This window comes from Flavobacterium zhairuonense (assembly GCF_004352915.1).
Lineage (GTDB): Bacteria > Bacteroidota > Bacteroidia > Flavobacteriales > Flavobacteriaceae > Flavobacterium > Flavobacterium zhairuonense.
In genome coordinates, this window is the sequence record NZ_SJSY01000063.1 from 78,024 (window position 1) to 101,640 (window position 23,617).

Consider the following 23,617-nt stretch of genomic DNA (forward strand, 5'->3'; position numbering starts at 1 on the left):
TTTAAATTTTTAAGAAATTGAAACAAAAATTTATCGAACCACAAAAAAAGCCGAGAAATCTAGATTTCTCGGCTTTTAATTTTTACTAGTAGCAGGAACAGGACTCGAACCATAATTTATTATTGTGATTTTCTATAAAATTGAAGTATTATAAAAAAAATTAGCAAAGATCTGGTTTTAAAAGGGCCAATTAAAATTGTATTTTATTTGTATCTCATGCTCATTTAATAGTATTCAATGTTAGAAAATTAATTTCTGGGAGTGTAATTCGCAAAATATTTCAAATCTAATTCTTTTTTAAAGATAATCGTTTCAATTTTTGATACTCAAAAATATTCAGATTGTTCAAATGCTTATGTCTTCTATTGATATTGTAAAATTTTTCAATATACTCAGAAATTGATGATTCAGCTTCTTGTTTGTTGAGAAAGCGTTTATGGTATGTCAGTTCTGTTTTTAATGTCTTGAAGAAGCTTTCTGCTACCGCATTGTCCCAGCAGTTTCCCTTTCCTGACATGCTTCTTGTGACTGACTTGTGATTGCTGAGTTCATCGACAAATTGCCTGCATGCATATTGCATGCCACGATCAGAGTGGAAAATCAGAGGTGAATTGTTTGTGATTGGCCTGTTGGAAAGAGCCATTCTGAAGGCGCTGATGCTCGTATTTTCTGCTGTCATTGAGGTGGACAGGGCCCAACCGATGATCTTTCTGTCGAAGAGATCCATTATTATTGTCAGGTACAGCCACCTCCAGGCCGTCCTGATGTAGGTTATGTCCGAAACCCATGTCTCATTTTCCCTATCGGCAGTGAATTCCCTATCCAGTCTATTTTCTGCGATCGGATATGCGTGCGATGAATCTGTGGTTGATTTGAATTTCCTTTTGAAGACGCTCTTCAGGCAAGCCTGCTTCATCAGTTTTCTCACCAGTTTTTCCGATACATTAAAACCGCTAGCCTTCAGCTCTCTTGCTATTCTTGGACTGCCGTATCTTTTTTTGTTTTGCTCGTGTATGATTTTTATCTGTTCGGTAAGGGCAATATTCCGCAGTGCCCTATTGGACGGTCTTCTTTTATTCCAATAATAATAGCCGCTGTTGCTGATGCCGAGAATTTTGCAGATTTTACCAACTGGGTAGGAGCTGCTGTGATCTTTGACGAATTTGAATTTAGCAAGCCTGTCTCCGGGTTGGATGTGGGCTGCCTTCCTCAGGATATCCCTTTCCATCTTGACTTCTCTAAACTCTTTTTTCAGTTTTTTTAATTGGAGAAGATAGTCTGGTTCATGCTTTTTTGATTTTTTGCCAAGTACTTCATCTTCAAGCTGGCCTTTCCATCGTCTGATATTCTCAGGACTTGTATCCAGTTCGTGGGCAGCCCTTATTGTGCTGTAGTATCTGTTGCTCAGCTCCACCGCCTTCTGCTTGAATTCCGGCGTGTAGGATTTCCTTGGTTTCTGCATAGCTTTTGTTTTTCATCACCAAAGATCTTGAGTTTTGTTGTCCACTTTATGGTACGAACTCCAAAAACAAAAAACACCCTAAATCAATGGGAGTCAAGCAAAAGAAAACATTAGAAACTTAAAGAAACAACAATTATTTCCCGATGCAGAAATTAGCAAAAATATTCCCTAACAATTCATCATTTGTAACCTGGCCCGTAATAAGGCCAAATTGATATAAAGCTTCGCGAATATCAAGCGCCATCAAGTCACTCGAAAGATTAGTTTCAAGTCCGAATTTTACTTTTTGTATTTCGTCTAGAGCTTTAAGTAAAGAATCATAATGTCTTGTATTTGTAACAATCGTTTCATTGTTTCTTAAAGCACCAGTATTGACAAAAGAAAGCAATTCATTTTTTAATTCATCAACACCAATTTTTTCTTTAGCAGAAATGTAAATTGTTGTTGGTTTTTGGTTGTTAGTTGATAGTTTAGTATCAATTTCATCTATTGCTTCTTTGGAAAGTAAGTCTTTTTTATTGATGATTACCAAAATAGGTTTTTGAGGGTATTGATTTTGTGTTTTGTTAATTTCAACAAGTAAGTTGTCCAGCCTTCCATCAACTGACAACTGACAACCATCAACTAGATACAAAACAACTTGTGCCTGATCAATTTTTTCGAAAGTTTTTTTGATTCCAATGCTTTCTACAACGTCTTTCGTTTCGCGAATTCCGGCTGTATCAATAAATCTGAAACCAACACCTCCAATAACCAATTCATCTTCAATTGTATCGCGAGTTGTTCCGGCAATGTCAGAAACAATGGCACGTTCTTCATTCAATAAAGCATTCAATAAAGTTGATTTTCCAACATTTGGTTCACCAACAATCGCAACCGGAATTCCGTTTTTGATTACGTTTCCAACTGCAAATGAATCTATAAGACGTTTTAAGACAAATTCAATTCGGTTTAATAATTCATGAAATTGCGTTCGATCAGCAAATTCAACATCTTCTTCAGCAAAATCTAATTCTAATTCAATTAAAGAAGCAAAATTCAAAAGCTCTTCACGAAGTTTGGCAATTTCATTGCTGAATCCGCCACGCATTTGTTGCATTGCAATTTGGTGAGAAGCTTCGTTGTCAGATGAAATCAAATCGGCAACTGCTTCTGCTTGCGATAAATCTAGTTTTCCGTTTAAGAAGGCGCGGAGCGTAAATTCTCCAGCATCGGCCATTCTACATCCTTTTCGCAATAATAATTGAATAATCTGTTGCTGAATATAAGTTGAGCCATGACAAGAAATCTCAATCGTGTCCTCGCCCGTATAAGAATTTGGTCCTTTAAAAACAGAAACCAAAACTTCATCAAGTGTTTTTTCATGGTCCACAATATGTCCCAAGTGCAAAGTATGTGTCTTTTGCTTGGTTAAATCTTTATTTTTTATGGATTTAAAAACAGAATTTCCTATTGTGATTGCCTCGGCACCTGAAATACGAATGATAGCAATAGCTCCAGCTCCAGACGGAGTAGCTAATGCAACTATAGAATCTTGATTTATCATGTTGCAAAGGTATAAAAAATGAGTCAAAATTACGTTGACGAAATTGGACAGAAAATTAAACGTTACGCTTATTAAAATTCGTTTTTTAAGAAATCATTATGTGTTAAAATACTGATAATTATCAGGTTGTTTTGTTTTTAGAATGATTAAATTTGAGAGAACAATACACTAATCCTTAACAAAATGAAAAAGATATTATTTCCTACAGATTTTTCTGAAGCTGCTACAAATGCGTTTGTTCATGCATTAGAATTCGCTAAAATTGTTAAAGCCGAACTTGTCTTGTTGCATACTTTTGAGATTCCAGTGTATGACAGTCAGTTTTTTCCAGAAAATTATGCCTCGATTTACAGTTCTATAGAATTGGCTAAATTTGAGATGTTTAAAGACGAAATTCCAAAATTGAGAGCAATTGCCTCTGAGCGAAAGCTCGATGATATTGTAATCAAACATCGATTGATGGATGGTGATTTGATTTATAATTTAAAAAATGCCGTTGAAGAAGATGAAATTGATTTTGTAATAATGGGAACAACGGGAGTTTCTGATTGGACAAAGTTTTTTACGGGATCCAATACAAATTCGGTAATTTCTGAAGTCAAAGTCCCGGTGCTGTGTGTTCCTATTGATGCAAAATATAAAAAAGTCAAAACGATTGGTTTTACCACTCGATATCGCGAAAAAGACAAAGATATGCTTCGCAGGATATTGAAAATTGCAAAGAAAACCGATGCAAAAGTCAGAAGCTTGTATGTAAAAACCTCAAATTCTGATGTTTCTGATATGACAGTCAAAGAATGGGAACAAGAGTTTGCTAATGATAATGTGGAATTCTTGGTGTTGCCAAGCGATGATGTCAAAGAAACAATACTTGATTTTATTCTTTACAAAGACATTGATATTCTGACGACTATAACTCACAAAAGATCTTTTTTTGAAAGCATTTTTGAATCAAGTTTGTCGAAAAAAATCACAAAAGAAGTTTCTATTCCGGTGCTGGTGATGCACGAAAAGGAATAAAAAGTCGTTTCTTTTTTAATTATAATTTTGGAAGTGTAAAAGCTATATTTGTGCTTCATTAAATTTTAGAAATGGAAGTATATCAAAATAAAGTCAAGCACTTTTCAGAAACTTATAATAAAATCAACAAAAGATACAATAGCATCAGTATACTGCGTTTGTTAACTGTTTTTCTTGGTTTGTTTATGTTGTATTGTTACATCAAAACCAATGAAATTTTATACGTCGCATTAGCTTTTTTATCTTTTGTTGGTTTTATTTTTTTGATGAAAATCCATTCAAAATTAGCTTTTCAAAGACAGCTTACAATCGCACTTTTAAAAATGAATGAAAATGAGATTTCATTTTTAAAAAGAGAAAAGCTTCCTTTTGAAAACGGAATAGAATTTAACGACTTTCATCATCCTTATGCCTATGATTTGGATATTTTTGGAGATCATTCGTTATTCCAAAATTTAAATCGTACAGCTACTTTTGTCGGAAAAAAAATATTGGCCAATCAATTATTGAATCTTTCTTCGAATGAAACCATTCTTGAAAATCAGAAGGCAATACATGAGCTGAAGGCAAAAATGGATTGGAGACAAGATTTTTTTGCTTTGGCTTCTGTCAGTAATGACACGAAAAGTTCTTATGATGCTTTAATTCATTGGAGCTCATTTAAAAACAATACGCTTTCTAAAGCTTTAGTTTTACTTTCTTATGCAGTTCCAATATTATTTTTTAGTGTGTTATTCGCTTATTTTATAACATCTAAAACAATTTTATTATCGTATCTGACTTATATTTTTATTGCCAACATGATTGTTTTGGGGCAATCGGTAAAACGAATTAAATCAGAAATTGCTCAAGCTGATAACGTCGATAAAATTATCAAGCAATATAGTTTATTGGTTGAAAAAATTGAATCAGAGAAATTTGAATCAAAAAAACTAATAGCATTACAACAACAATTAATTTCTAAAAATATTTCAGCAAGTGCTCACTTAAAACAATTAGCGGAATTGTTTTCACGAATGGATACAATCAATAATTTTGTGACCGCAATTGTTTTTAACGGAACATTTTTATTTAATCTTCATGTTTTGAGAGCGCTTTTGAAATGGAAAGAAGATTATTCGCATGAACTTGAAAACTGGATTGCAATTATTGGCGAATTTGAAGCTTTAAACAGTCTAGCAAATCTAGCTTACAATAATCCTGATTTTGTTTTTCCAGAAATCAATTCAGAATATAAAATCGGATTTAAAAATTTGAGTCATCCATTGTTAAATCCAAACAGCAGGGTGGGGAATGATACTTATTTTTATCCCGAATCGTTTATGATTTTAACGGGTTCGAATATGTCTGGAAAAAGTACTTTTTTGAGAAGTTTGGGCGTGAATATGGTTTTAGGTGGAATTGGATCAGTTGTTTGTGCTTCAGAAGCTAATATTCATCCACTTCCAGTTTTGGTTTCAATGCGATTGTCCGATTCTTTAGCAGACAGCGAATCCTATTTCTTTGCCGAAATCAAGCGTTTAAAACAAATTATGGATACGCTGGAAGAACGTCCTGCTTTTGTTTTATTGGATGAAATTTTAAGAGGAACTAATTCTGATGACAAACGCAACGGAACTATTGAAGTCGTAAAAAAAATAATAGCTAAAAATGCAATCGGAGCAATTGCGACACACGATATTGAAGTTTGTTTAACTACAAATGAATTTCCAGATATTTTGAAAAATCAATGCTTTGAAGTCGAAATCCAAAATAATGAATTACATTTTGATTACAAATTGAGAAACGGAATCTGCAAAAATAAAAGCGCCACTTTCTTAATGCAAAAAATGGGCGTGATTTAAGTCTGTAATTTTGATTTAACTATATAAAAAATGGCTAAAGAACAATTTCTGTAGCCATTTTTTTGTTTTACAAATGAGATTTTATATAGTCAATAATATCTTGTATTATTTTGTCGATTTCACTTTCTTCGGCATTAAACAATGTTCCGTCAAAGTATCTGGCGTGAGTTCCTTCGCCAGTTGGAGATCCGTGATGGGCATCGATTGATTTTCGCCAGTATTCAGCGTGATTTTTCCATTCTTCGGTATTTACCAACGCTGGTTCAATAAACCAAAGATTCCAAGATAATACATTTCCAGGTTGAAGCATATTACCAGAAGCTAAGTTGAAAGCTTTCATAATTAGCTCGTTAAAACCATCAACAATTGAATCTTTTGTCTTTTTAATATCTCCAATTTCAACTGCTATATATCCTGTGGTATATGATTCTGCTTCGTGAAGTGCAAATGCCGGATTTTTGAATTCAGGCGAAATTCCTTTGTTTACTGGAAAAATTGGTTGGTTAGGATTTCCGGGATCATAAGTGGTTACACGAATGGCATTTTCTTTATCTAACGGAAATTTTGGAAGACTATATCGAAGCAAAGGCCAAATCTCTTTTATTTTGTCGCCCTGATGTTCACTTGGTGTAAACCAAATTTTGCCTTCAACCGTCATATCTAGCGCTAGTTCTTTGGTATTTTCATCCACCCATCCTCTTTGTCCGGTAACAGTAACTTCAACATTCAAGCAAATTTCATCTTTAAGCCAAATTCCTTGTTGTGGACAAATAACAGAATAAACTCTTCCTTCATCAGTATATCCTACTCGGGAAATGTATGGAGCAAATTGCTGATAACATCTTTTGGGATCTGGAAAACCTTTTGCAGTTTCCCAGCTAAATTCTGGCCATTTTACTCCAACTTGTCGTTGAAGAAAATTAATATTATCCATATTGCCTAACATTGGCAAAGAGGAAAGATCACGGGTTGGGTATCTCATAGGAGAATTTGCAGGAGGGAATCCGCCAACCCATCCGTTTGGGATGCATGAATCTTGATTTTTTTCCATTGTTTTGTGGTTGTTTATATTTGATCAGGTAAAACTAGTGTAATGTATAATCTTACAATAGAGTAAAATTACCTGTTTTTTAAATAATTGTAAATCAGGTAGATAAATACAAAACATGTTTATTTTAGATAAAAACTTTTTTACATAAAAAAATCCCGATTCTTAATGAATCGGGATTTTAAATAATTAACTATTTGTGTTTTTGTTGTATAATTTGAGAAACAATCTAATAAACAATATTTCCATTATGTATTAATGATTTAACTGAAGACATTCTTGAAACAGCTTCGGCTGAACAACTTGCCTCAATAAGAACCAAATTAGCTTTGTCTCCAGCTTTTGGCCATTGCTGATTTCCTTTATCATCTAGCGGAATTGGGCCAGAAGTAGCTAGTTTCAGCATTCGGGACAAGTTAAATTCTGTTACTTGTCCGTATAATTGTGCGGCAAGATTGGCTTTCTGCAAAACACTTCCTGTTCCAAATGTGTTCCAATGGTCAATAATGCTGTCGTTTCCGGTCATTACATTTACGCCGGCTTTCATTAAAGTTGGAATAGGCATTACTAGGTTTCCAAAAGGAATCGTAGAAACAATTCCTACTTGGGCTGCGCTTAATTTTTCTGCCATTTCTTCTTGTTTCGGTTTGTCAATTTTTCCGAGAGCAAAACAATGGCTTAAAAAAGTCTTTCCTTTTAAACTTGGATTTTCATTGACTTTAGCCATTAAATATTCGATTGTTTTTACGCCAGATTCTCCAGATTCATGCAAATGAATGTCGATTCCTTTATTGTTGTCCAAAGCCAATTGAACTGTAAAATCGATTGTTTTTTCGATTGAACCATCAATAGAAAAAGGGTCAAGTCCACCAATGAAATCAATATCCATTTTTGCAGCTTCTTTTAGATACGGAACAGAATCAGTATAAAAAACACCGTGTTGTGGAAAAGCAACTAATTCAGCACCGAAAGTATTTTTTTTGTTTTCTAAAGCTTTCTGCAGATTTTTTAAAGATTGCAGTTTTGAAGTTGGTTCAATGTTTACGTGACTACGTGCAAAAGAAGTTCCTTTAGATTGCAGTAATTCAATTAAATTTTCAGCCTTTATAGTTGATGTTTTTAGCATTTCAGGCAGAATCTGTTGTTCCAATGCAATCATTGCTTTTACGCCACCAGTTCTCTTTTTCACGGCATGCCAATCATCGTAGAAAGTTTTGTCTAAGTGAATGTGCATATCGCGAAATGCAGGAAGCATCAATAGGCCTTTTGCATCAATAGCTTGTGCATTTGGCTTGTTTGCTGAAACCGATTTGATTTTCCCATCGCTTATTTCAATACAGAATAATTCGGTTTTAGTTCGAACCACTTCGCCTTCTTCGTATTCAAAACCAGTTTCTAATCTCACATTTTTTAGAATGTAGCTCTTTCCTGTTGCAAAATTTATATCCGATTTGGTTTCGCTAATTGGAGAAGCCGAAACAGTATTGATAAAACCTGAACCAACGGCAAGTCCAGCAACTCCAAAAACAGAGTTTCTTAAAAAGTCTTTACGAGAGATATTTGAATTTTTCATACAAAGTAATTTGATGTACAAAAATAAATTTCGTAACGATATTTCGAATATAAAATTTATTACAAGGCTTGAAAGATTTATAACTGCTCGCGAAAGTTCGTAGGTGTGATTCCGGTTTGGGTTTTAAAGAAATTTGAAAAATAAGCATGATCTACAAAACCTAATTCAAAAGCAATTTCTTTGACTGAAAGCGCTGTAGCTTTCAAATGTCGTTTAGACTCTAAAACAATGCGTTGCTGAATCAATTGGGTAGCCGAAATTTTTAAATGTTTTTTGCAGAGAATATTTAGATAATTAGCTGAAAGATGAAGTTTTGAGGCATAAAACGAGACCAGTTTTTCATCTTTGAAATGAATATCTATTAACTCTTGAAACTTCGCAATACGAGGTTCATTTTGATAAATATCATGATCTGTAAATATATTTGCAGCTTCTTTGCTTATGATTGAAGCAATGACATTTGTGCGTGAGCTAATCAATTCTTGAAGACAATCAGGTTTTTCTAATTCATTTTTAATAGCATCAAATTCATAATGCAAAAGATTATATGATTCCTCGCTAAGTTCAATTACAGGATGATTGTGGTATTGAGCAAATGAAAATCTAAAGCTAGATGAGAAGCTTTCAAAAAATTCCCTTCCTATCATCAATTGATAGCCCGTTGTTTTTGGTTCAATGTTCCATTTGTGCACTTGTCCTGGAAAAAGCAAATGAATTTGATGATTGCTTATTGGATGATCTATAAAATCAATATTGTGAACACCTTTTGCTTGTTCAAACAGTACGATAATAAAAAAATCGTGCTGATGCGGGTTGTCAATATGACGTTCTCCATGCAGTTCATTAAACAAAAGTTGTTCATTATGCCTGCTTTGGTCTTTTTTAAATTCCTGAAGGCCGAGTAGGGGAATATTTTGGTCTTTTTTAGTTGACATTACATTAGGTTAGTTTCTTTTAAATAATCGCACGTAATGAATTTTTAAGAAAGAACTTTACGATTACTTCAATACCTCATTAATCGTATTGACAAAAGCTTCAACCGGCTGAGCGCCAGAAATCGCATATTTTCTGTCAAAAACAAAAAATGGAACCCCTTGCACGCCAATTTCCTGAGCTTCTTTGATGTTGTGTTCAACGTCTCTTAAATACAAATGGTCGTTTTGCAAAACTTCTAAAACTTCCTCTTTTTTCAAGCCAGCTTTTTCGCCAAGTTCTAATAAAGTTGGTCCGTCATTTAGATCACGTCCTTCTGTAAAGTATGCACGGAAAAATATTTCTTCCATTTCATCACCTAAATTTTTTGTTTTTGCCAAATGTATAATGCGATGCGCTTCCAGAGAATTAGATATAATTGCTTTCTCGAAATGATAGTCTAAACCAACGCTTTTTGCGCGTTCTGTTACGTTTTTATGCATTTCGACGGATTGTTCAACCGACATGCCTTTTCGTTCGGCTAAATAGCTGTAAACATCTTTTCCGGGCTGTGGAGTAATAGAAGGATCAAGCTGAAAGCTTTTCCATTCAATCTCAATGTTTTCATTAGGAAATTGCTTTAAAGCAGATTCCAATTGTCTTTTTCCGATATAACAAAACGGACACATAATATCCGACCAAATTTCTATTTTCATATTGCAAAGTTAAAGAAAATTTATTTCAGGTTCGAAGTTTCAGATTTCAGGTTTTCTTTCTGAAAGAAATCTGCAGGGGTTATTTCAAGCCGTTTTGTTAACTTTGAAAAGACCAGAATGTTTATTTATAAATTTTACTCTTAGATAATAGCCTTGAATAAAATGAAAATATTTTTAAAATTCCTCATTTTCTTTTTTCCAGTTTTTTTACACTCCCAAGATTTGCAAATTGATAAATTGTTGCTGACAAAAAAATATACAAAAAGTACTGTTGCTGGTAGTACTTTGTATAAGAATGCGTTTTCGGAGAAATATTTAATTTCAAAAGTCAGCGATTCTGTAATTGTATATAGTACATCTAAGTCAGTTGATGTGTATTTAATTGACAAAGAAGTTGGAGGTTGCTCTATTTTTAATTTTAATAAAAAAGATTATTTAGAAATAATAGATAAACTGAATTTTCTAATTCAGCAAGGATATAATGTTTTTAAGGATGACGATGACAATCGAAGTGATTATAAAAACTATTTAGAATTTATAAGCAGAGGATTAATCATAACAACTGTTCCAAATAAAAATCAAGTAATTTTGATTTACATGAATACCTGTGTTTTTCAGGATAACGAAAATAAGTTGATTAAAAATATTAAGAAAATTGATTATTTCTCTAGTTCTTATGTATTTAATTGTGGAGGAAAGCAAGTGTTTCAAAAAATAAAATAAAGGGAAATTTGTTTGAAGTTTCAGGTTGATATACCGCATGTAATTTAACCGCAAAGAGCGCAAAGGTTTACGCAAGGTTCGCAAAGTTTTTACATAAAGCTTTGCGAACTTTGCGTTTTCTATAGATTTTGTAAATCAAAAAAACTTGCGTGCTTTGCGGTTATATCAACCTAAAAATTATCCCAAATAAAAAACCGCAAATCTTAAAAAAAGAATTGCGGTTTCTAGGTATAAAAAATGGTTGGTTAATAGCGATATTTTTTTTACAATGATATATCTTTTATTTAAAACTAAAAAATATCCCTGTAACAGAAAGAAACTTTAATGTTAACTATTTAACATTACAGGCATTACCAGCATTGTCACTGTTTCTCCTTCTTCAAGACCATCAACAGGAGTAAGGATTCCAGCTCTGTTTGGCAATGACATTTCTAACATAATCATGTCTGACTGCAAGTTGGTAAGCATTTCAGTTAAGAAACGAGAGTTGAAACCAATCTGAAGATCATCTCCTTGATAATCACAAGTCAATCTTTCTTCTGCTTTGTTTGAGTAATCAATATCTTCAGCAGAAACATTTAATTCAGCTCCCGCGATTTTCAAACGAATTTGGTGTGTAGTTTTGTTTGAGAAAATAGCAACACGACGAACTGAACTTAAGAATAAAGAACGATCGATCATTAATTTGTTTGGATTTTCTTTTGGAATTACCGCTTCGTAATTAGGGTATTTCCCGTCAATTAAACGACACATTAAAATATAATTGTCAAATGAGAAAGTCGCATTTGAATCGTTGTATTCGATTTTCACTTCAGCATCAGAACTTCCTAAAATACTTTTTAAAATGTTTAAAGGTTTCTTCGGCATAATAAAATCAGCTACTTGAGATGCTTTTACATCTGTACGTGCATATTTTACTAATTTATGAGCATCTGTAGCAACAAAAGTCAATCCTTCTGGAGAAAACTGGAAGAATACTCCAGACATTACCGGACGTAAATCATCATTTCCGGCAGCAAAAATAGTTTTGCTTACTGCAGTTGCTAAAACGTCAGCAGGAACTAGAGTTACAGATGGATCTTCAAGACTTACAGATTTTGGGAATTCTTCACCAGCAGCATATGCTAATGCATATTTTCCTGAATTAGAGCTGATTTCAACTGTATTGTTGTCTTCAACTGTAAAAGTCAAAGGCTGTTCTGGAAACGTTTTTAAAATTTCAAGCAAAAGTTTTGCAGGTACAGCAACGCTTCCTTTGCTTTTAGAATCGATTGATAATGTAGCTGACATTGTTGTTTCAAGATCTGAAGCCGAAACTGTCAACGCATCATTGTCTAGTTCAAATAAAAAGTTGTCTAAAATAGGCAACGTGTTGTTACTATTGATTACACTACCTAAAACTTGCAATTGTTTTAATAAGTACGAACTCGATACTATAAATTTCATCTGTTATATTTTATTTTTTTGATGTATTCTCTAGGATTTGGGGTCTAAAGATAAGGATTACAAATATATCGTAAACTATCTAAAGTATGACATTTTTTTATTAACATCTATTTGCTGTACTTTCTTTTTCTGATGAAGGTAAAAGCCAATCCGAAAACCAATAAAATTAGAATTGGAAGTCCGATAGTTATGAATTGCGTTGTTGTATAGTTTTCATAAACTTTTTCTTTATCCAGCAAAGGCAGTTCTACGTCTTTGCTTCTGATGTTAATAAGTCCAGTGTCGTCTAGCAAATAATTGATGCAGTTCATTATGAAATCTTTATTATCATACAGATTTCCCGTGCGCTGATCGTAACCTAGTTCTACGGGCATCATGTTTTTGTCTAATTGATTTCTTGCCAAATCTCCATCGGCAACCACAATCATTTTATTTGGTTTTCCTTGTGCTAGAAATGAACTTTCTTTAAACGGCAACACGCGGTTTTGAAATGCTGAATGGAAAGAGCCTTCCAGTAAAACAGCCATTGGCAAATTTCCTTTATTCAAATAATCCTGTGGAGAAGTCTTTTCAGTAACGATATTCAAATTGATTTCTGTGGGTGCACCAATTTTTTTAGAATATGGTGAAGATTGCAATAGAACCGTTTTTTTGATTCCGTTTTTCAAAGTGTCAATTTGGTTTGCAAAATCAAATTTGATTCCTCCTAAATTTTTCACAATTGGATGTTGGCTTGAAGGAATAACGATAGGAGCAAATTTCCATTTAAATTCCTGATACTGAGTTGCGCTTCCTTGTTCGCCGGTTGCAAGTTTCAACGGACTTCCGATTTCATCTTTTACCAAATCAGGATTAATTCTGATTCCGTATTTGAAGAACATATCATTCAAATTCAAATCTCTTGGATAAGCTAAAGTTGCGCCAGCTTGATTGTATAAACTGTCCATATCAGCAGCAACTTGGTCGATTAGCCAAATTGTTTTTCCGCCATTCATTACAAACTGATCCAAAACCTCTTTTTCTTCGTCTGAAAAAGCTTCTGTAGGTTTTGAGATAATTGCTAGGTCGTATTTTTTAAGCGCATTTAAAGTTCCGTTTGGATCTTTTGCAACCGAATCTAATGTAAAAGGGCCAATGTAATAGCTTTCTTTGATTTGACGTAGCAAGTTAGCAACATGAACTTCATTTAATTCTCCGTTTCCTTTTATGTAAGCAACTTTCTTTTGCTTCGCTTTTGTAATTTTATTGATAGCATCAGCAATTGAGTATTCTAAATGCTGAATCGATCCTTTTACTTTTTGCTCCGTATTAGCTCCCATAATGTTTTTCAACAATGGGATATTAACTTCTTTATTGTCGTAAACTGCAATTGCCCACGGAAAAACCATTGCTTGAGATTGTTTGCCTTTATCGTCAACTGTAATGTTTACAGGAGTAAGACCTTTTTGGTAAAGTGATTTTACCATTTCCATGCTTTCGTCTTCGTTTTCCATTGGGTTTACGAATTCGAAAACAATATTGCTATTATAAGCTTGAAATTCTTCTAGTAATTGTTTGGTTTCCTGCTGTAAACGTCTGAAATCTGCAGGAAGCTCGCCTTGCATGTAAATTTTGATTGAAAGCGGGTTTTTAACCTGTTTTACAATATTTAAAGAAGTTTCAGATAAAGTATATCGTTTGTCTTTGGTTAAATCAAAACGATGGAAGAATAAAGTTCCGAGAACATTTAAAACAATTAAAATAAAAATTGTAATGCCTAATGTTTTTAAATTCAGTTTATTAGATGCTTTCATTACGCTTTAAAGGATTTTAATTGGTAAACGGTAAAAGACAAAAACAATACGGTAATGCTCAAGAAATAAATAACATCTCGAGTATCGATAACGCCACGACTCATACTTCTGAAATGATCCTGCATGCCAAGCGCTGGGATTAAGTTTGATTGTCCCGGAATCAAAGAAGCGATGCCTTCAAAACCGAAATAGAAAAAGAAGCATAAGAATACCGCAATTATGAACGCTACAATTTGGTTTTCTGAAAGGGTAGAAGTAAAAACCCCGATGGCAGAATAAGAAGCAATTAAAAACAACAATCCGAAATAAGAGCCAATTGTGCTTCCCATATCGATATTTCCTTCTGGATTTCCTAAATTAGAAATTACAAATACATATATAAATGTTGGAATAATTGCTAATATGATGAGCAATAGTGCCCCGAAAAATTTTCCATTTGCAATTTCCCAAACTGATAATGGTTTGGTCAAAAGCAATTCAAGTGTTCCTTGTTTTCTTTCATCAGAGAAACTTCTCATGGTAACGGCTGGAATCAAGAAAATTAAAATCCATGGCGCTATTGTGAAAAAAGGCGTCAAATCTGCATAACCCGACTTTAAGATATTGTAATTTCCTTCAAATACCCATAAAAATAATCCGTTGCTGATTAAGAAAATCGCAATGACTAAATAGCCAATTGGAGAGCCAAAAAAGGATTTTATTTCTCGTAAAATGATTGATTTCATGTGTGATGTTTAATCGTTTATTTGTTTAATCGTGTAATTGTTTTTTGTTTCAAGTTGTGAACTTTGCGTAAATCTTTGCGTTCTTTGCGGTTAGATTGTTTATGTTGTTCAAAAAACTCTAAACTAAAGAAACAACTTTGTCTACACTCCAAGCTTCCGGTTTTGCATTGAATAATTTCTTTGTAAAACTCCAAACAGAATCAAAAAGCTCAGATTGTCTATAGTTTTCTAAATCTTGTTCGGTTTCCCAATAACTGTATGTGAAAAATATGCACTTGTCGTTTTTATCCTGATACAATTCTAAAAAACGATTTCCTTCTGCATTTCGTATTTTATGTTTTATAGATTCAAAATTCTCCAGAAAATCGGGAATTTTTTCTTCATGAAAACTCATTTTTACTATTCGGACAAACATAAATTCAATTTTAGATTTTAGATTGTTGATTTTAGATTTTTTGAATTGTCTAAAACGCTTACAGGTGCGCAAAAGTACCAAAATTGATTGTTCTTTTTAAGAAAAAATGAAATATTATAAAGATAGTTTTTAGGCAGTATTGTCATTCTGCGGAACGAAGAATCTTCGCGAGTATCTCCGTCTAGTAAATCGCCAATCTTTGCAGAGTCACTAACGAAGATTCTTCGTTCCTCAGAATGACAAACATGAGAATTAATTGTTTGAAAATAAATCTAAAATAATTTAGGAAAACTTAACCGTAATCACATCACGATAATTCAATCCCAACAAACTATTTGCAGAACCCACTTTTGAAGGATTGCTTCTAAAAATGGCAATTTCTAAGAAACCAGCTTCATTAAAAATCGCCAATTTCTCGCCTTCATAAGTTTTTATCGGATACTTATCAGAAGTTGCAATTGCCGAATAATTCGGGAGAATGGTTTTGATGCTTTTTGGTTTCATCACAATTTCATACGGACGTCCGCGCGAAATTTCCAGAAATTGTTTTTTCGAAATATTGGTTACAACGTTTCCAAAATGGTCAATATAAATAACATAACCTTTTAGAGAATTTCCGTCTGCAGCAACAACCGCCTGAAGTTCTGTAACTTCTTTGACAGCTGGAATTTCTTTGCCAATAACATTCAGCAAGCCACCTTTTGCAATATGGCAGGCAACCTGAATGAAAATATCCAAATCACTGAATTCACTCGGGAAACGATCGTGAATATTGATTTCGACGATTTTCTGCGGAACGATCTTCTGCGTAAGCATACTCAAAATTCCATTATCAGCACAAATAAAGTAGTGATCGTTCCATTGCATAGCAATATGCTGATTTTCTTTATTGCGTTCTATGTCGACTCCAATTAAGTGAACGGTTCCTTTTGGGAAACTCAAATAAGAGGCTCCAACAACATAACTTGCTTCGGCAGTGTTGAATGGATCAATGTCATGTGAGATATCAATAATTTTTGCATCTGGAAGTTCAGAAATAATTTTACCCTTCAGCGAACCAACAAAGTGGTCTTTTAAGCCGTAATCAGTAGTAAGGGTAATTATTGACATCATTTTGTTTATAACTATTGATAGTATTTAAATCTAATTTTCATTAAATTTGAGAAATGCAAATCTAGTAATAGTAAATACAAATTGAAAGAAAGAAAAGACAATTTATTATTATAGTCTCAGTTTTCAGTTTCAGTTTTCAGTCCGTAAAAAGAATTGAATTTTGAAAGATAGTAAAATATCAGGATTTAGTTTGAAAAGTTTCTTTGAGAAATTTTTAAACTGTGACTGCCACTGAAGACTCTAAACTAAAAAATACCCGACAGCCATAGATTTACAAAACAAATTTATTTTTAATTTAAATTTATCTCATTTGAACGAAAGAATTATAGAGCTTATAGACATCGCTCCAAAAGACTTTTGGGGCGCGCAGGATTCTCATCTGGAAATAATCAAAAAGTACTACCCAAAGCTTAAAATAGTAGCGCGAGGGACAACTTTGAAAGCCTTTGGCGAAAAAGAAGTTTTAGATGAATTCGAAAAGAGATTTCAGAGGCTGATGCTTCATTTTACCAGATACAACAACATTGACGATAATGTAATTGAGCGTGTAATTATGAGTGATGGTCAGGAAGAAAGAAAAGCTTACGATCACGACAAAATTTTAGTTCACGGAGTCGGCGGTAAAATAATTAAGGCTATGACGCCAAATCAGCAATTGCTGGTTGATACGATCAAAAAAAATGATATGGTTTTTGCCATCGGTCCGGCCGGTACAGGAAAAACCTATACGGGTGTTGCAATGGCTGTAAAAATGCTAAAAGACAAAGAAGTAAAAAGGATCATATTGACGCGTCCGGCAGTAGAAGCAGGGGAAAACCTTGGATTTTTGCCAGGAGATATGAAAGAAAAACTGGATCCTTATATGCAACCTCTTTATGATGCTTTACGCGATATGTTGCCAAATGAAAAACTCGAAGATTACATCTTGAAAGGAATTATTCAGATTGCGCCTCTGGCATTTATGCGCGGACGTACACTTGATAATGCTTTCGTAATCCTAGATGAAGCGCAAAACACGACACACTCGCAAATGAAGATGTTTTTGACCCGTATGGGAAAAAATGCCAAATTCATGATTACGGGTGATCCTGGTCAGGTCGATTTGCCACGAAGAACTATCTCTGGTCTTAAAGAAGCAATTTTGGTTCTGAAAGATATTGAAGGAATCGGAATTATTTATCTGGATGATAAAGATATCGTTCGTCACAGATTAGTGAAAAAGGTAATCGACGCTTACAAACAAATAGAAAATCACGACTAAAGTTTAATTTTAGTGAAATGTTAAATGTAAATCGTAAAATGTGTTTTAACATTTATTAATATTCGTTTTGTGCTTATTTCTTTTTTGGAAAGGTGCAAAACGAATATTTTTTTTAAATAAGTTTTTATGAGCGATTTAATTAATGATTTCGAAGTTAAGGATAGAGAAAGTTTTGTGAAATTTATCGGATTATTGCATGAAGATCTTTTAGATCATCCTGAAAGATGGGAAAATAAAACTTTGCCAGATTTTTTAGGAGCTTTGAGTTCTTATGCAGAAGATATTCAAGGTTATTATGATAATACGCACCAGAATGTTGATGCTGATAAACCAGACTGGAAAACTTTTTCGGAAATCTTTAAAGGAGCTAGAATTTACGAATAATCAAAAAAATGAAACAACTAGATGATTTCTACCAAAATCAAGAAGAACACATAAAAGAGGTGTTTCTTGCCTTGCGAGATATTATCTTAAAACAAGATAAAGATATTGCGCACGTTCTAAAATACGGAATGCCATTTTTCTGTTACAAAGGAAAAATGTTTTGCTATTTGTGGATTCATAAAAAATACAAAAAGCCTTATTTAGCGATCGTTGAAGGGAAATATTTCGATGAACCATTTTTGCTTCAGGAAGCGCGTTCAAGAATGAAAATAATGTTGCTGGATGCTGATCAGGATTTGCCTTTGGAACAAATCGAGTCGGTTTTAATTAAGGCATTGAATTTATATAAATCGGGAATTATAAAGATTTGAATTTATTTAACGAAATAGTTAAATAAATAATAAACTTGCCGTATTTCGGCAGGCAAAAGCTCTTAAACTTTGGTCTTCCAATCTTAAAGCTGTAAATTTGCACATCAAAATATTTGAAAATTAATATGACAAAACTAAAAAATATAAAAGTTGTAGTAAGTGACCTTGACGGAACTTTACTCAACCCTCAACACCGAATTTCAGAATATACTAAAACCATTTTTCAGGAACTTCACAATCAAGGTTATTTAATTATTGTAGCTACAGGGCGTCATCATCTTGATGCACTGGGTATTATTGAGACACTTGCAGTACCAGTTTATCTAGTAAGTTCTAATGGAGGAAGAATTCATTCGCCAAATAAAGAAGAACTTTTCGCTTTTAATTTAGACAGCGATGTGGTTAAAGCGGCGTTGAATATTGAAATTGATCCAGATGTTACCGTTGTTTTATTCAAGGAAAATGTTTGGCAGACTAATAAATGGAACGAAAGGTTAAATGCATTTCAGGCCGACATGAAATACCGTCCTGAATTAGTTGATTATAAGACTATAGATGACTTTAAAGCGATTAAAATATTCTTTTCATGCGAAAATCACGAAAAATTGGTAAAGGTAAAAGATGCCGTTTTAGCTAATTCTTCAGAACATTTGCATCATGCTTTCAGTTTGCCAACTTGTTTGGAATTTATGGACAATTCTGTAGATAAAGCGGCAGCCATTGCTAAAGTTTTAGAAAAAGAAGGATTTGTCATGGAACAGGCAGTTTCGTTTGGTGATGGTTTTAATGACTTGCAAATGTTGGCTTCAACTGGAAAAGGATTAATTATGGGAAATGCTCCTTCAATCTTAAAAGATGCTTTGCCAGATTTAGAAGTAATTAAAACTAATGCCGAAGATGGCGTCGCAAGATATATTGCTTCAAAAATTTTAGATAAAGAATTTGTAGTAAGTTAATTTTGAATGTTTTACATTTGATTTATTGCTAAATGAATAAATTATAATTATTTTTATAAGAGCTAATTCTTAACGAATTAGCTCTTTTTTTTAACCTTAAATTTATTTAGCGATGAAAGAATTTTTACGTCAAGTTGAAAGAAACTGTATTTCAGGAGGATTACTCTTATTGCCAATTCTTGTTTTTTTTGTTTTGTTAGAAAAAGTTTGGAAATTTTTCCAGAATTATGGAGAAAAATTTGCTCATTTTTTAAGGTTAGATCATGTTCTGGGGAAATATGCAACTGATATTGCTGGTGGTGTAATATTGATACTTTTGCTTTATTTGAGTGGATTTGTAATGCGTCTGGCAATTTTAAGACGTTTTACGGACTGGATAGATGATAAGTTGATGATATTCTTGCCAGGCTACGAAAAGAATAAAAAGGAAGCTGAAGCAAAACTAAAAGGTAGAACACCAAAACCAAGCACTGATTTGCCCATTTTGCTGAAAAACGGCGATTATTGGCAACCAGCGCATTTAGTTGAAGAAGATCAAAATGGAAATGCTGTAGTTTTTGTTCCTGCCGCACCTGCAAAAGATCACGGACAAATTTTGATTGTAAAAACAAACGATTTTAAGAAACTGCCTGAAACCACGCTTGGCAATCTAGATGATTCAATAAAATCTTTTGGAAAAGGAATTTTGAGTTTTAAATAATAGTTTCATGACATTTTTTATAATATCCTCAATAGAAATAATTGAGGATTCTTTTTATAAGGCATTGATAGCGAATGTAATAGATTTAGTAAGGTAAAAACAATTTTTTTAATAGTTTTCAAAGTGTATTTTTGTTTTCTCAAATACTACTACCATGATAAAAAACAGTTTTATTCTTGCCTTTTTGCTGCTTTCCATAACTGGAAATTCTCAAAAATTAAAATTAGAAGAAATAATGAAAGGGGAATCTTTCATTGGAAATCAACCAACAAATGGACGATGGTCTCCAGATGGAAAAAAGGTTTACTTTGAATGGAATCCAAAAGATGAGTTGGGTGCAAGTACCTATTTTTGGGAAAAAGGAATGACAAAACCTCAAATTGTTGAGCCAAATGAAGCTGCTTTTTCTCAAATGGATTTTATATCTAAACCAGGTTCAGATGTAGTTTACTATTTAAATAAAGGTGGTTTGTATTCGTATTCAATCAAATCTAAAACAAGTAAAAAGCTAATTCAGCAATCATCTCCAATATTTAATTTGCAATTGGGAACTGAAGCTGGTGTGTTGTTTTTTTCTCAAAACGACAATATTTTTAAATACAATACTAAAGAAGGAACGGTTTTGCAGATTACCAATTTTAGTAAGGGAACTAAAAAAGAAACAAAACCAGAAAAGGAAACTTTTCTAAATACACAGCAAAAAGAATTATTCCAATTTATTAGAGACAAAGATGCTAAAAAACAATGGAATCTTGCTAAATCAAAAGCGGTTAAATCTGATTTTGCAAAGGAATATTTTTATGGAAAAGACAGGTTTACAAGTTTGAAAGTGAACCCAAACGGAAATTTTGCGACTTTTAGATTGGTAGAAAATAATGATGTTTCTGAAGAAAAAATGGAACTTTTTATTACTTCTGATGGTTATAACCAATCTCAGGATACTAAAGAAAAAGTTTCTGTAAATAATTTTGTGAAGACGAAATTCGGAATTTATTCTGTTGCCAAAGACTCTGTTTATTATGTGAATTTTTCGACTTTGAGTCACATACAAGACACGCCGAAGTATTTTCAAGAATATGAAAATCTAAAAAGCAAGCCAAAAGAAGATAAACTGATTGTCGCACAAGCTCCTGTTTATAATGAAAATGGATCATTAGCAATTGTAGAAATCAGAAGTCAGGATAATAAAGACAGATGGCTTGTGAATTTAAATTTGGAGAAAGGAACTTTTGAGGAAATCGAATATCAGCATGATGAAGCTTGGATTGGCGGACCTGGAATTCCGTCGTATTCATTTGCATCAGGAAATATAGATTTTATGGCAGATAATGAAACGATTTATTTCCAATCAGAAGTTACAGGATATTCTCATTTATATACTTATAATGTAAAAACGAAAAAGAAAACGCAATTAACAAAAGGAAATTGGGAAGTTCGCGATGTGACTTTATCAAAAGACAAAAAAGTATTTTACTTAAGTACAAATACAACACATCCTGGCGATAGAGATTTTTACAAATTAGCAATTTCTGATGGTGTTTTGCAACCAATCTTGACAAAAAGCGGAGCACACGAAGTTGTATTGTCTCCAGATGAAAAATCGCTTTTAGTTCGTTATTCGTATAAAAATATTCCTTGGGATTTTTATGTTGCTGAAAACAAAAAAAATACTTCATTGCAACAGATTTCTTCTTCAGTTACAGAAGATTTCAAGAAATACCAATGGAGAGAACCTGAAGTGATTACTTTTAAAGCACAAGATGGAACTCCGGTAAATGCAAGATTATATACGCCAACTGCAGATATTAAAAATAAAGCAGCAATTATTTTTGTTCACGGCGCTGGGTATCTTCAAAATGCACATAATTTTTGGAGCAATTATTACAGAGAATACATGTTCCATAATTTATTGACTGATTTAGGATATACAGTTTTAGATATCGATTATAGAGGAAGTGATGGTTATGGACGTGATTTCAGAACTGGAATTTATCGTTTTATGGGCGGAAAAGATTTGTCTGATCATTTAGATGGTAAAAAACTATTAGTTGAAAAATACGGAATCGATGCTAATAGAGTAGGTATTTATGGTGGTTCTTACGGAGGTTTCATTACTTTGATGGGAATGTTGACAACGCCTGGAGAGTTTGCATCGGGCGCGGCATTACGTTCTGTAACAGACTGGGCACATTATAATCATGGTTATACAGGCAATATTTTGAATTTCCCTGAAACTGATCCACAAGCTTACAAAAAAAGTTCACCAATTTATTTTGCAGATAATTTAAAAGGAAATTTAGTAATGCTTCACGGAATGGTTGATGACAATGTTGAATATAAAGATATCGTACGTTTGTCACAACGTTTCATTGAGTTGGAGAAAAAGAACTGGAGCCTAGCTTCTTTCCCTGTTGAATCACACGGATTTAAAGAAACTTATTCTTGGATTGATGAATACGGCAGAATCTTGAATTTATTTAATTCGACGCTTCTTACGAAATAGTGTTCAGTCGCGGTTTTTAGTCTCAGTTGGAGGCTGGTAACTGTGACTGTAAACTGAGACTAAAAAAAGAATCTGAATAGATTCTTTTTTTATTTTAAATAGTTTTAAATTTGCATTCAATAAAAAACAACACAACAAATAATGAGCAATACAATCACAACTACAAATTTTAATTTTCCGAATCAGAAATCAGTTTACCGCGGAAAAGTTAGAGAAGTTTACAATATTAACGACGAGCTTTTGGTAATGGTAGCTACTGACAGACTTTCGGCTTTTGATGTGGTTTTGCCAAAGGGAATTCCGTACAAAGGACAGATTTTGAATCAGATTGCAACAAAATTTATGGAATTGACTCAAGATATTGTTCCAAATTGGTTGATTGCTACTCCAGATCCAAACGTTGCTGTTGGACATTTATGTGAGCCTTTTAAAGTTGAAATGGTCATTCGTGGTTATGTTTCAGGTCACGCAGCACGTGAATATGCTGCAGGAAGAAGGCAAATTTGCGGTGTAACAATGGCTGAAGGTTTAAAGGAAAACGATAAATTTCCAGAACCAATTATTACGCCAACTACAAAAGCAGATAACGGTTCTCATGATGAAGATATTTCACGCGAAGACATTCTTTCAAAAGGAATTGTTTCTGAAGAAGATTATTTGGTTTTAGAAAAATACACTCGTGCTTTATTTCAAAGAGGGACTGAAATTGCAGCTTCTCGCGGATTGATTTTAGTTGATACAAAATACGAATTCGGAAAAACTAAAGACGGAGTGATCGTTTTAATTGACGAAATTCATACTCCAGATTCATCTCGTTATTTTTATGCAGATGGATATGTTGAGAGACAAGCAAAAGGTGAGGAGCAAAAACAATTATCAAAAGAATTTGTACGCCGTTGGTTGATCGAAAATGGTTTTCAAGGTCAAGAAGGACAGCAAATTCCAGATATGTCTGATGCTTATATCGAATCTGTTTCTGAAAGATATATTGAATTGTACGAGAATATCTTAGGCGAAAAATTTGTAAAAGCTGATATTGACAATATTGACAAACGTATTGAAAAAAACGTATTAGATTGCTTAACATCTAAATAGTAATTTTCGGG

At 33.3% G+C, this 23,617-nt stretch carries 21 protein-coding genes; 10 read left to right on the forward strand and 11 right to left on the reverse strand.

Features of this window, described 5'->3' with window-relative positions:
- Nucleotides 1–286 precede the first annotated feature (286 nt).
- Both EYY60_RS02865 and mnmE read right to left on the reverse strand, forming a co-directional pair.
- Complete coding sequence (locus tag EYY60_RS02865; protein WP_132987892.1) at nucleotides 287–1,462, reverse strand: IS3 family transposase; 1,176 nt, start codon at nucleotides 1,460–1,462, stop codon at nucleotides 287–289.
- Nucleotides 1,463–1,595: 133 nt separating this feature from the next.
- Nucleotides 1,596–3,008 (reverse strand): tRNA uridine-5-carboxymethylaminomethyl(34) synthesis GTPase MnmE, encoded by a 1,413-nt coding sequence (gene mnmE / locus EYY60_RS02870; RefSeq protein WP_132987893.1) that lies wholly within the window; start codon nucleotides 3,006–3,008, stop codon nucleotides 1,596–1,598.
- A 183-nt stretch (nucleotides 3,009–3,191) separates the two neighbouring features.
- Between mnmE and EYY60_RS02875 the strand changes: the two genes are divergently transcribed.
- The gene (locus EYY60_RS02875) at nucleotides 3,192–4,028 is read left to right on the forward strand and encodes a universal stress protein (protein WP_132987894.1); all 837 of its coding nucleotides are present in this window, start codon (nucleotides 3,192–3,194) and stop codon (nucleotides 4,026–4,028) included.
- Nucleotides 4,029–4,099: 71 nt separating this feature from the next.
- Complete coding sequence (locus EYY60_RS02880; RefSeq protein WP_132987895.1) at nucleotides 4,100–5,872, forward strand: MutS-related protein; 1,773 nt, start codon at nucleotides 4,100–4,102, stop codon at nucleotides 5,870–5,872.
- A gap of 67 nt (nucleotides 5,873–5,939) precedes the next feature.
- On the opposite strand, the gene EYY60_RS02885 is transcribed toward EYY60_RS02880, so the two are convergent.
- The 4 genes from EYY60_RS02885 to EYY60_RS02900 form a co-directional block, all read right to left on the reverse strand.
- On the reverse strand, nucleotides 5,940–6,923 hold the full coding sequence (locus tag EYY60_RS02885; protein ID WP_132987896.1) for a hypothetical protein: 984 nt from the start codon (nucleotides 6,921–6,923) through the stop codon (nucleotides 5,940–5,942).
- Between the two features lie 226 nt (nucleotides 6,924–7,149).
- Complete coding sequence (locus EYY60_RS02890) at nucleotides 7,150–8,493, reverse strand: amidohydrolase (protein WP_132987897.1); 1,344 nt, start codon at nucleotides 8,491–8,493, stop codon at nucleotides 7,150–7,152.
- A gap of 77 nt (nucleotides 8,494–8,570) precedes the next feature.
- Nucleotides 8,571–9,428 carry an AraC family transcriptional regulator gene (locus EYY60_RS02895; protein WP_132987898.1) on the reverse strand — a complete coding sequence of 286 codons (858 nt, stop codon included), beginning with the start codon at nucleotides 9,426–9,428 and terminating at the stop codon, nucleotides 8,571–8,573.
- Between the two features lie 63 nt (nucleotides 9,429–9,491).
- On the reverse strand, nucleotides 9,492–10,121 hold the full coding sequence (locus EYY60_RS02900; RefSeq protein ID WP_132987899.1) for a DsbA family oxidoreductase: 630 nt from the start codon (nucleotides 10,119–10,121) through the stop codon (nucleotides 9,492–9,494).
- A gap of 153 nt (nucleotides 10,122–10,274) precedes the next feature.
- Here EYY60_RS02900 and EYY60_RS02905 point away from each other — a divergent pair, with 153 nt between their 5' ends.
- The gene (locus EYY60_RS02905) at nucleotides 10,275–10,844 is read left to right on the forward strand and encodes a hypothetical protein (protein ID WP_132987900.1); all 570 of its coding nucleotides are present in this window, start codon (nucleotides 10,275–10,277) and stop codon (nucleotides 10,842–10,844) included.
- A 327-nt stretch (nucleotides 10,845–11,171) separates the two neighbouring features.
- Here EYY60_RS02905 and dnaN read toward each other — a convergent pair whose 3' ends face one another.
- The 5 genes from dnaN to EYY60_RS02930 form a co-directional block, all read right to left on the reverse strand.
- On the reverse strand, nucleotides 11,172–12,290 hold the full coding sequence (dnaN, locus tag EYY60_RS02910) for a DNA polymerase III subunit beta (RefSeq protein ID WP_026730732.1): 1,119 nt from the start codon (nucleotides 12,288–12,290) through the stop codon (nucleotides 11,172–11,174).
- A gap of 107 nt (nucleotides 12,291–12,397) precedes the next feature.
- Nucleotides 12,398–14,083 carry a gliding motility-associated ABC transporter substrate-binding protein GldG gene (gene gldG, locus EYY60_RS02915; RefSeq protein WP_132987901.1) on the reverse strand — a complete coding sequence of 562 codons (1,686 nt, stop codon included), beginning with the start codon at nucleotides 14,081–14,083 and terminating at the stop codon, nucleotides 12,398–12,400.
- Nucleotides 14,083–14,808: a gliding motility-associated ABC transporter permease subunit GldF gene (gldF, locus tag EYY60_RS02920; RefSeq protein WP_132987902.1), complete on the reverse strand. Its 726-nt coding sequence runs from the start codon at nucleotides 14,806–14,808 to the stop codon at nucleotides 14,083–14,085. Before gldF ends, gldG begins: the two co-directional genes overlap by 1 nt.
- 118 nt (nucleotides 14,809–14,926) lie before the next feature.
- Nucleotides 14,927–15,223, reverse strand: a complete 297-nt coding sequence (locus EYY60_RS02925; protein ID WP_132987903.1) for a putative quinol monooxygenase — start codon at nucleotides 15,221–15,223, stop codon at nucleotides 14,927–14,929.
- Between the two features lie 282 nt (nucleotides 15,224–15,505).
- Nucleotides 15,506–16,333, reverse strand: a complete 828-nt coding sequence (locus EYY60_RS02930) for an SAM hydrolase/SAM-dependent halogenase family protein (RefSeq protein WP_132987923.1) — start codon at nucleotides 16,331–16,333, stop codon at nucleotides 15,506–15,508.
- A gap of 313 nt (nucleotides 16,334–16,646) precedes the next feature.
- Here EYY60_RS02930 and EYY60_RS02935 point away from each other — a divergent pair, with 313 nt between their 5' ends.
- The 7 genes from EYY60_RS02935 (at nucleotide 16,647) to EYY60_RS02965 (ending at nucleotide 23,606) form a co-directional block, all read left to right on the forward strand.
- A complete protein-coding gene (locus tag EYY60_RS02935) occupies nucleotides 16,647–17,597 on the forward strand; it encodes a PhoH family protein (RefSeq protein WP_026730737.1) in 951 nt (316 codons plus the stop codon).
- Nucleotides 17,598–17,723: 126 nt separating this feature from the next.
- A complete protein-coding gene (locus EYY60_RS02940) occupies nucleotides 17,724–17,981 on the forward strand; it encodes a DUF7660 family protein (RefSeq protein WP_132987904.1) in 258 nt (85 codons plus the stop codon).
- An 8-nt stretch (nucleotides 17,982–17,989) separates the two neighbouring features.
- Nucleotides 17,990–18,352 carry a DUF1801 domain-containing protein gene (locus EYY60_RS02945; RefSeq protein WP_132987905.1) on the forward strand — a complete coding sequence of 121 codons (363 nt, stop codon included), beginning with the start codon at nucleotides 17,990–17,992 and terminating at the stop codon, nucleotides 18,350–18,352.
- Between the two features lie 125 nt (nucleotides 18,353–18,477).
- A complete protein-coding gene (locus EYY60_RS02950; RefSeq protein WP_132987906.1) occupies nucleotides 18,478–19,308 on the forward strand; it encodes a Cof-type HAD-IIB family hydrolase in 831 nt (276 codons plus the stop codon).
- A 112-nt stretch (nucleotides 19,309–19,420) separates the two neighbouring features.
- Nucleotides 19,421–20,008 (forward strand): hypothetical protein, encoded by a 588-nt coding sequence (locus EYY60_RS02955; protein ID WP_132987907.1) that lies wholly within the window; start codon nucleotides 19,421–19,423, stop codon nucleotides 20,006–20,008.
- Nucleotides 20,009–20,162: 154 nt separating this feature from the next.
- On the forward strand, nucleotides 20,163–22,511 hold the full coding sequence (locus EYY60_RS02960; protein WP_132987908.1) for a S9 family peptidase: 2,349 nt from the start codon (nucleotides 20,163–20,165) through the stop codon (nucleotides 22,509–22,511).
- A 141-nt stretch (nucleotides 22,512–22,652) separates the two neighbouring features.
- Nucleotides 22,653–23,606 (forward strand): phosphoribosylaminoimidazolesuccinocarboxamide synthase, encoded by a 954-nt coding sequence (locus EYY60_RS02965; protein ID WP_132987909.1) that lies wholly within the window; start codon nucleotides 22,653–22,655, stop codon nucleotides 23,604–23,606.
- Nucleotides 23,607–23,617: the final 11 nt, after the last annotated feature.